This window comes from Limosilactobacillus sp. (assembly GCF_041859915.1).
GTDB lineage: Bacteria > Bacillota > Bacilli > Lactobacillales > Lactobacillaceae > Limosilactobacillus.
In genome coordinates, this window is the sequence record NZ_JBFLGB010000068.1 from 1 (window position 1) to 8,872 (window position 8,872).

At 40.4% G+C, this 8,872-nt stretch carries 8 protein-coding genes; 4 read left to right on the forward strand and 4 right to left on the reverse strand.

The annotated features are described in order from the left end of the window. Nucleotides 1-484 (forward strand): TVP38/TMEM64 family protein (locus ACEYV4_RS08150; protein ID WP_373842822.1); only part of this gene is annotated, 484 nt, incomplete at its 5' end. 54 nt (nucleotides 485-538) lie between these two features. Here ACEYV4_RS08150 and ACEYV4_RS08155 read toward each other — a convergent pair. The 4 genes from ACEYV4_RS08155 to nrdD all read right to left on the reverse strand — a co-directional run bounded on the left by ACEYV4_RS08155 (nucleotide 539) and on the right by nrdD (nucleotide 5,558). Then, nucleotides 539-1,381, reverse strand: coding sequence for a LysM peptidoglycan-binding domain-containing protein (locus ACEYV4_RS08155; protein WP_373842823.1), 843 nt, complete (start codon nucleotides 1,379-1,381; stop codon nucleotides 539-541). Between the two features lie 331 nt (nucleotides 1,382-1,712). After that, entirely contained in the window at nucleotides 1,713-2,645 is a 933-nt protein-coding gene (locus ACEYV4_RS08160) for a hypothetical protein (RefSeq protein ID WP_373842824.1), read from the reverse strand. A 13-nt stretch (nucleotides 2,646-2,658) separates the two neighbouring features. Continuing rightward, nucleotides 2,659-3,246, reverse strand: coding sequence for an anaerobic ribonucleoside-triphosphate reductase activating protein (gene nrdG / locus ACEYV4_RS08165; RefSeq protein ID WP_373842825.1), 588 nt, complete (start codon nucleotides 3,244-3,246; stop codon nucleotides 2,659-2,661). A gap of 77 nt (nucleotides 3,247-3,323) precedes the next feature. Continuing rightward, nucleotides 3,324-5,558 (reverse strand): anaerobic ribonucleoside-triphosphate reductase, encoded by a 2,235-nt coding sequence (gene nrdD / locus ACEYV4_RS08170; protein WP_373842826.1) that lies wholly within the window; start codon nucleotides 5,556-5,558, stop codon nucleotides 3,324-3,326. Between the two features lie 807 nt (nucleotides 5,559-6,365). Between nrdD and ACEYV4_RS08175 the strand changes: the two genes are divergently transcribed. The 3 genes from ACEYV4_RS08175 to ACEYV4_RS08185 all read left to right on the forward strand — a co-directional run bounded on the left by ACEYV4_RS08175 (nucleotide 6,366) and on the right by ACEYV4_RS08185 (nucleotide 8,500). Further along, complete coding sequence (locus ACEYV4_RS08175) at nucleotides 6,366-6,707, forward strand: hypothetical protein (protein WP_373842827.1); 342 nt, start codon at nucleotides 6,366-6,368, stop codon at nucleotides 6,705-6,707. Between the two features lie 53 nt (nucleotides 6,708-6,760). Next, nucleotides 6,761-6,913, forward strand: a complete 153-nt coding sequence (locus ACEYV4_RS08180; RefSeq protein ID WP_373842828.1) for a hypothetical protein — start codon at nucleotides 6,761-6,763, stop codon at nucleotides 6,911-6,913. A 264-nt stretch (nucleotides 6,914-7,177) separates the two neighbouring features. After that, nucleotides 7,178-8,500: an ISL3 family transposase gene (locus ACEYV4_RS08185; protein ID WP_373842829.1), complete on the forward strand. Its 1,323-nt coding sequence runs from the start codon at nucleotides 7,178-7,180 to the stop codon at nucleotides 8,498-8,500. Nucleotides 8,501-8,872 lie beyond the last annotated feature (372 nt).

Here is an 8,872-nt window from a genome sequence, read left to right on the forward strand (position 1 = left end):
TGCAGTCCTTTGTAGCATTCCCGGTGCCCCAAATTCCGTGGTTTGTATTTTTACCGGTGCTTGTTTTGGGCCGTTAGGTGGTTTCCTTATTAATTGGTGTGGCAATATTCTTGGCAATGGTTTTGTTTTAACCCTTGTTCATCATAGTGGGGTTACCGATCGCTTTCGCCACCGTCGCGCTTTTACCTACTTATCACGACAACGTTATCCCCTTTTGGGCTTGATAATGGGATTTAGCGTTCCAATTATTCCCAACCTATTGGTCAATTGCGTAGCAACCGTCCTTAAAATTCCTAAGCAAAATTACTTCTTAGCGGTTAGTTTAGGAACATTACCAATTGCTTTTCTTTATGCTTATGGTGGTCATGCTTTGTTCTCACTAGACATCAAGAAACTTATCCTCGTGATCACTATATTCATCCTTCTCTGTGTTCTGTATGGTTTAATCAAAATATTACGAAAAAAGCAAGCGCAAAAAAGGTGATGACGTTGCGGACGTCATCACCTTTTTATTCGATCTTAATTATTTAAGTTAATTTTAGTACCAACCATGTGACTGCCAGAATGATTGAGCAACAGTCCATGATCCATAACGGCTAGCGACATATTGGTCAGCAACCCGTTCCTGGTTAGCGGCAGAGTAGTCACCGTTCAGGTAAGAAGCAGAAAGCTGATACCTACCAACGTATTGACCATTCCGTGCTGAGTAAGAACCACCTGATTCACGAGCAGCGATCCAAGCCTTGGCGGCAGCATCATTACCACTTACATTTGAAGAATAATTAGTATTAGCACTAGTGGTGTAGCTAGTGTTAGTTGTTGCAGCGGTCCGTGCCTGAGTAGAAGGTTGAGCGGTTTGTGTCCGTTGAGCCTGCGTGCTTTGTGCTTGAACAGTAGTTGAAGCCTGGCTAGCAGCACTAGTAGCTTGGCTAGTAGTATTAGTATTAGCAACTTCACTAGTAGCACTCGTTGCCTGGCTAGCACTTACAGTTGCCTGACTGGCATTATTGTTCTGACTAGCACTGGCAGCAGCTTCACTAACATTATTTTGGCTAGCACTCGTAGCAGTGTTTTCAGGAGTTGCACTAGGTAATGTTGCAACTTCTTGAGCGGTTGCCGGAGCAACTTCACCGTCGTCCTTGATAACCAACTTTTGGCCAACGTAAATCAGGTTCTTGTTGGCAATGTGATTAGTAGAAGCCAGGGTATCAACAAAGCTCAGATCATGACCAAGCTTGTATGAGATTCCTGATAAAGTATCACCACTTTGCACCGTGTAAATTGAGTCGGCGTTTGCAGTGGTTGCGGTTGCGATGGTTCCCAGCGCAACGGCACCAGCAACAGCGGCAGTAATTTTAGCGATGTGTTTAGATAGCTTCATAAAGATTCAATCCCATCCTTTTTTGTTTAATCATTATTAGTTTTAATTATTAATATTGATCGCTCATATCAATCAACGCTTTATACTATACACCTCGTAAATTACAGGCGGATTACTCTGAATTATCAAATTCAGCCTCAATCGTAATAATTTGTAACATTCATTAACGTTTAAAAGCGACTTACACCTGTCATGGCGGGGCTAAACTGTCTTTTCTTTTGAATAACTGATTGTAATATACAGCATTAAAGAAGCGGAAATTTAACCAAATAAAAGCTAAATTCCCGCTTTTAAGTCCACCTTAGGCCAATTTTGTAACATCAACGTAACACTAAAGCTTACTTCTTAGCCAACTGTTAGCTGGCAAATGTGACTTTAAGTCCTCATTCTTCGTCAGTCTGGTTTGCTGATCGTGCAATTGCAGGGGTTCCCCTGAACCAGTTTTTAACGCATTCAATTGTAAGTTTGCTCCTGGTGCAGTGATCCCCCACAGTTGGAGGCTACCTTGGGTACCAACACCATAACCATCTAATACCGGATAAACGTTTTGACATCCCTTAACTGCCTTAATAGCAGCCTGGGCTGTCCAATTAGTATGGTGACCATCAAGGAAACTATAAAGGCTGGTAGTAACGTTCACTGCACTGACCTGGCCATATTCTAACCACAGCTTACTTCCACGAGCTTGATAAGAGTGAACAGCCTGGTAGGCCCGTGGACAAGTGAAACAATTGAATTGGCGGTATCGCACCTGAGCACCTGTCCCGATCAGGATCTCAACACCAGCGAAAACGGGAGCCGTACTTGTAATCGTTGCAGTCTCTTCAATAGTTACCTGCGCCCCTGAGCCAACAATTATCACCGTATGAGGATTCTGGAGTTCCAGAGTAGGTTTTAACCTGATTGGCTGGTCCACAACCGAGTGGTCTGGTACGTAAATAAATTGGCCACCGTCAAGACGGTTAAGGTGGGTGGCATTAAGTTGCCCATCCTGCCAAAAAAGGGCCTTCTCCATTAGATTTTCCTGGAGCATTTCTGAATAGCTATTCACCGCCCGATCCAAGGGCAGAGCAACGTAATCCTTACCAGTATGTGTTAACCAGCCAGCTGCCCTATTGGCCGTTGCTGGCCCTTGCCAAGCCTTTAACCAATTTTCTTGGTCAGTTTGCTTAGGAAAACGCCCTTGTAGCATCCCCGCTAGTTGACGTTTCTTCTGTAACCAGCCCGGTTCGTTTGCCCAGACGGCACTATCCAATTCTGTCATTACTAATCACCGCCTAGTGAACCAACTTATCCCAAATGACTACCTTGCCAGCTTTTAAGGATTTAGGGACATCAATGATCCGCTGGTTAGAACTGCCACGGAATTGTAAGGTCAAATCTTTCTTGGCTAGTTCAAATCGTCCATCAACCAAAATATCAATGTTATGTAAGAGTTCTACCTTATCAGCTGAATCCTTTAATAATTCTTCCCAGGTGTAACCAGACCAAGCCCAGACGTCTTTTGTATGACCAAACTCCTTTCTTAATCGATGAACCAATTTCAAGCAGACTTGGGTGTTCAAGAATGGTTCGCCACCCAACAAGGTTAAGCCCTGGACGTAACTTTGCGAAATGTCTTTCATGATCTGGTCTTCCAACTCCTTAGTGTAAGGCTGACCATAATGGAAGTTTTGAGCGGCTTTGTTATAACAACCCGGACAATTGAAAAGACAACCACTGACGTAAACACTGCAACGTACTCCCTCACCATCCACAAAGTTAAAGGGCTTATAGTCAGCAATGTATTGCAAAGAGTGGTCTTTAGCTAACCATTCTTTCGGTTTTGGATAACGAAGTTTCGTTTTTGGATCTGTGTATGCCATTTTATCCTTCCTATCTAGAAAAGGGAGACCAAAGTTGATCTCCCTTTTCATTTTTTATTTACAATCATTAACTAAAATTAAATCTGATCTCCGGTAATGTCGGCATGAGCTTTATTATCGAATTGACGATTCTTTTCATACTGAGCAGCATTGGCAATCATTCCCGGGCTCATATGCTTAACCCGGTGAATAATCTCTTCATGCCGACCATGAACCATTGGCCGCTGCTGAGGATTCCCCAGGTAACCACAAGTCCGCTTGACCACATCACAAGTGGCCGGGTCAGAATTACCACATTGTGGGCACTTAAAGCCACGAGCAGTCGGTTCAAACTCACCTTTAAAACCGCACTTGAAGCACTGGTCAATTGCCGTGTTGGTGCCGAGATAGCCAACGTGATCATATGCCCAGTCCCAAACAGCCTCTAGAGCCTTTGGATTTTGCCGCAGATTTGGATATTCACAATAATGAATGAATCCACCAGAAGCCTGGTAAGGGAAGTCTTCCTCAAACTCAAGCTTTTCAAATGGCGTTGGGTGCTTTCGTACATCATAGTGGAAACTATTGGTATAGTATTCCTTATCGGTAATGTTTGGTACCCGCCCGAACTTCTTAATATCATCTTGGCAGAATGTATCAGTCAAAGATTCAGCCGGGGTTGAGTACAAACTAAAGTGGTAACCTTCCTCTTTCTCCCACTTAGCACATAGGTCGTGCATCGCCTTAGTAATGGAAACAGCAAAATCGTGAGCTTCTTTATTATGCTCCCACTTTGGGCCATAGAAAGTCGTGCAGACTTCATACAAACCAATGTAGCCAAGTGAAACGGTTGCCCGGCTGTTCTTAAAGACTTCATCGACACTGTCGGTCTTCTTGAGCCGCTTACCAAAGGCACCATACATGTACAACAGTGGTGCATTTTCTGGCTTAGCTTCCTTGGTCCGTTTAATCCGGTAATCCAGGGCAATCTTGCAAATCCGCATCTTTTCCCTGAAGATCTGCCAGAAGAGCTTCTTATCACCATGAGCTTCCAAGGCAATCCGTGGTAAGTTAACGGTGACTACTCCAAGATTCATCCGGCCAGAATTAACTTCCTTACCGGTTTCAGGATCCTTCCATCCCTGCAGGAAGGAACGACAACCCATTGGAGTCTTAAAGCTACCTGTAATGTCCTTGATCTTATCATACATTAACAGGTCTGGGTACATCCGCTTTGTTGAGCATTCAAGGGCTAATTGCTTGATATCATAGTTAGGATCACCAGGATTAAGGTTAAGTCCACGTTTAAGGGTGAAAATCAGCTTTGGGAAAATTGCTGTCCGGTGTTCCTTACCCAGGCCCTTAATCCGAATCTTCAAAATTGACTTCTGAATTTCACGAGCAATCCAACTAGTACCTAGGCCAAAGTTAACAGTCGTAAATGGCGTCTGTCCTTGGCTAGAATAGAGGGTGTTAATTTCATATTCTAAGGCCTGCATAGCATCATAAATATCCTTTTTAGTCTTTGCCTTGGCAAATGCTTCCCGCTTGTCAGGAACAATCCATTTTTCAGCATCCTTCATGTGCTTTTGATAATTAATTTTGGCGTATGGTTCCAGCAATTGATCAACTCGGTTGGCCGAGCAACCACCATATTGCAAAGAAGCAACGTTAGCGATAATCTGTGACATTTGCGCCGTTGCCGTTTGAATAGACCGTGGTGATGATACCCAAGCATTACCAATCTTAAAACCATGCTTAAACATCTCATCAAAATCAATCAAACAACAATTGGTTTCCGGAGTAACTGGTGAATAATCCAGATCATGCCAGTGAATATCACCACGAAGGTGCGCCTTAGCAACGATTTCCGGTAACATTTTCAGGCCTAATGCCCGGCTGACCATTCCAGCTTCAAGGTCCCGCTGGGTATTAAAAACATGACTATCCTTGTTAGCATTTTCATGAACAACCCGTGAGTTACGGTCAAAAAGCTGCTCAAGCTTGTGTTGGGGATTAGTAGCTTCGGCAAAGTTTTCTTCATCTTGCTTACGGTAATCCTTAAAGGCTTTCACCATTTCAGGATGTCCAGCTTCCTCTAATCCCTTGATAAAGAGATCAGCAATTGTCGTTGTTTTAACGTTGGTTTCTTTAATTAAGTTTTCAAATAAGGTCGTAGCAACAACCTGTTTTGTATGATCGTCAGCATGTAAAGCATTTAAAACCAGGGCAATTTTATATGCATAAAAGTCGGTAACCGTGCCATCACGCTTAACAACTTTTAAGTCAGTCAGGTGATTTAAATCTTTTTCATTTACGATTTGTACCTTCATATGAATTTCCCCTCTCATTAACGGTTCTTATCTTAGCGCAAAATACAATTTATAGAAAGTATTGACATTTTAAACACAATATGTTGTGCTCAACTAGCTAGGACTAAATTAGCTCTTTTTTTAACCTTATTGAAGGCATTTTATTAGAACGATAAGAACCATTAAACCCGCAATGATTCACCGACCGTTCGTCTAAATCGTCACTTTTAAATTCATAATTTTATTATTTTAATTATCAATAGATAAATGACAATTTCTTTAATCATACATGATTAAATCTTCATATCTAATATTAAGGCACCAATTTAGAATAGTTTCTACCTATATATAAAGATAACCGCATATCATAATAGCATATTTTAGAAACTAACGCAGGTAAAAAAATATGGTAATTAAAATAATAAAGGAATGAACCGGTTATGGCTCATCCCCTTTAATTTTGCATCGCTCAATAATAATTCAATTACGACCAAATGATACTGTTAATAAAAAGATAGCCTAATATACAAATTACTAAACCCGCACCAGTATTTTAATCCCCCTACCACCAAATCAGAAAACATTATATTTTTAGGAGCGGTACCAGTGCTTACTATACAAAATATTCGTTTTTCAAAATAATTTGATTTTGGCTAAGCCATCGATATATTAGTAGTCAAGTTACTTGCTAACGTGCAATTTTGCCATTTTCAGCGTTTATATTGTCAAAATTATAACAGCTGTTCACTATTTTGATTCTTCCTCATCCTTTTCGATTAATTTAAGGCGCATAATAGATTTGTAAGTACTATTAGGAGGTATTTCAGAATGAAAAAATTAAGTTTAATCTGTGCTACGATTTTGACCGGTTTTTCATTATCAGCCTGTAATAATATGGCATCGCAGAAAAGTCATAGTTCATCATCATCTAGCAGTAGCAAGCCAGCTAAAATTGTAAAACAACGCAAGACACGCAAGCAAGCTGCTATAAAAAGCAATCGCAATCGACTTCTAGCAGTAGTCAAGTTCAGAATAATAGCACTATCAATCAACGTAACAATGGCAACAATCAACAAACAACCACTAAGCAATCTAATAATGGTGGTCAACAGCAAGCACAAGGTCAGAATAGCCAACAAAGCGGCATTAATAACGCAGATCAAGCCTTAGCAGCCGCTCGTGCTAAATATGGTGATAATAACGGGGATTATCATTGGGTAGTTATGGAAGACGCTGACACAGGACAACCTGCTAGAAATGCAGATGGCAGTTATTTCGTTAAAGCAATCTCACAAAGTCAACTTGATAATGGTTCAATGACCGGAACTGCTCAAAGTGTTAACGTTTATCCAGATGGTTCAATGACTAATAATTAATTAAATACTATTCGGGGGATGGATTAATCACGGTTCATCCCCTTTTATTGGCTAAAATCGTAGTATGGTGACATATCTGACACTTGAAAAAATATTTTGTCGCAGATTATCGCAATGCAAAATAAAGGTTCTATGATATTCAGTACTGATAGATGTTCTTCATCTGTCGGTACTGTTTTTTAGTATTATGATAAAAATAAAAAGGACAATTACCCATCAAATACCAACCGTAGTAATTGTCCTCCAGAAAGGAATTTAATCCTCATGTGTAATGATATCAGTTTTTTAACAGGAATCAACGATCCATATTTAAAATTTGATGAACCAACCACGACTGAACAAAATGGAGTAAAAGTTATTCACCTTTTGCAATCATTTCCTATGCATTGCCCGGTGTGTGGTCAATTGATGAAACGAAATGGCTGGCTTCGAAAGAGACCAGTTAAGATTCGCATTCTTTCGATTGCTGGACAGCCAACGGTGTTGAATATCATTAAGCAACAATATCTTTGTAAGCCTTCGGCTTCTTGTCCAAAAACAGTCACGTGTGTTGCGCCCATTCGAGGAATTAATAAAGGCTGTCGGATTGCGAATTTAGTTAAACAGCACATTACTTTAGAACTGACTCAGAATATTTCACAAGCCACTATTGCTCGGCAACATTTTGTTTCAGTTAACACTGTCAGTCGGGCACTTGATCAAATGACTGGTAGCTTTACTCCCAACCGTCAGTGGTTACCAGCGGCAATTGCGTTTGACGATTTTAAATCCGGCAAATTTGCACAAAGTGGCATGAGCATGATCTTAATGAATCCGCTTAATCACCGCACTATTGATATTATCGAATCAAGACAATCAAATACCTTACGCCACTATTTCTTATTACACTATTCGTTTAAGGCACGTTGTGCCGTCAAGATTGTAGTTGTTGATCTTTTCCAGCCATACCGACGGCTAATTCATGAACTTTTCCCACATGCAGTAATTGTGGCTGATCACTTTCATGTGGTAGTGCAGGCCTATCGTGCCTTACAAGCTGTGCGAATTAAAACCATGAATTACTATGGATCAGGAACACATGAATATCGCATTCTAAAACGATTTTGGAAGTTACTTATGCAAAAAAATAGCCAATTAGACTTTATACATTACTATCGTCGACGTAGCTTTGACAATGCCTGGCTTTCTAATAGTGAAATTGTGGATCGGTTACTAGCATTGTCAAACGACCTCAAGGTCGCTTATGAATATTATCAAGCATTGATCAATTCAGTTAATCATCATGATAAAGCCACTTTCCAAGAGCTGTTAAGTTGGAAGTTAACTGACCTTCCTCAACCATTGAAAAAGGCACAACGAACTCTTCGTCTTCATAAGGATGAAATTATCAACAGCTTTCAATGTCAGCTCACTAATGGTCCAATTGAAGGTACTAATAATAAAATTAAGGCAATTAAAAGAACAGCTTATGGTTTTCGTAACTTTGGCCATTTCCGCATTCGTATATTATTGGCTTTGAAGAATTCTAATCTCATGATCAAATCAATATCAAAAGAAAAGGCTAGTTCAAACAGTTTCGCTGCTTAAACTAACCTTATTGAATTATTCTATCAGTATTGATTGACAAAGAGCCAAAATAAAAGGCCGTCCAAACAGGCGGCCCCACGTTGGGAAGCAAGTTTTAATTTTGTCGCAGAAACTAAAATAAATACATTTTTCAGTGTTTTATTTAAAAGTAAAATGCCTTCATATCAACGTTTAGAAAGATATGAAGACATCAAGAATAGTTAAAAATGCCTCCGGTGGGGGTCGAACCCAATTTTCATTTGGTTAACGTATGGTGAAATCTTTTCACAGCCACCGACGGCAAAGACCAAGATTGACAAGGAAGTAAAGTATTTCACGTTAAAGTTAGGCATGAAGCTCTTAATGTTCCAGTTAATCGTGTAAAAATTGGCG

Excerpts from the sequence above, each read along its gene's own strand:
- ACEYV4_RS08155 (WP_373842823.1), bottom strand. The coding sequence starts at position 1,381 with ATGAAGCTATCTAAACACATCGCTAAAATTACTGCCGCTGTTGCTGGT.
- ACEYV4_RS08160 (WP_373842824.1), bottom strand. The coding sequence starts at position 2,645 with ATGACAGAATTGGATAGTGCCGTCTGGGCAAACGAACCGGGCTGGTTA.
- nrdG (WP_373842825.1), bottom strand. The coding sequence starts at position 3,246 with ATGGCATACACAGATCCAAAAACGAAACTTCGTTATCCAAAACCGAAA.
- nrdD (WP_373842826.1), bottom strand. The coding sequence starts at position 5,558 with ATGAAGGTACAAATCGTAAATGAAAAAGATTTAAATCACCTGACTGAC.
- ACEYV4_RS08175 (WP_373842827.1), top strand. The coding sequence starts at position 6,366 with ATGAAAAAATTAAGTTTAATCTGTGCTACGATTTTGACCGGTTTTTCA.
- ACEYV4_RS08180 (WP_373842828.1), top strand. The coding sequence starts at position 6,761 with ATGGAAGACGCTGACACAGGACAACCTGCTAGAAATGCAGATGGCAGT.
- ACEYV4_RS08185 (WP_373842829.1), top strand. The coding sequence starts at position 7,178 with ATGTGTAATGATATCAGTTTTTTAACAGGAATCAACGATCCATATTTA.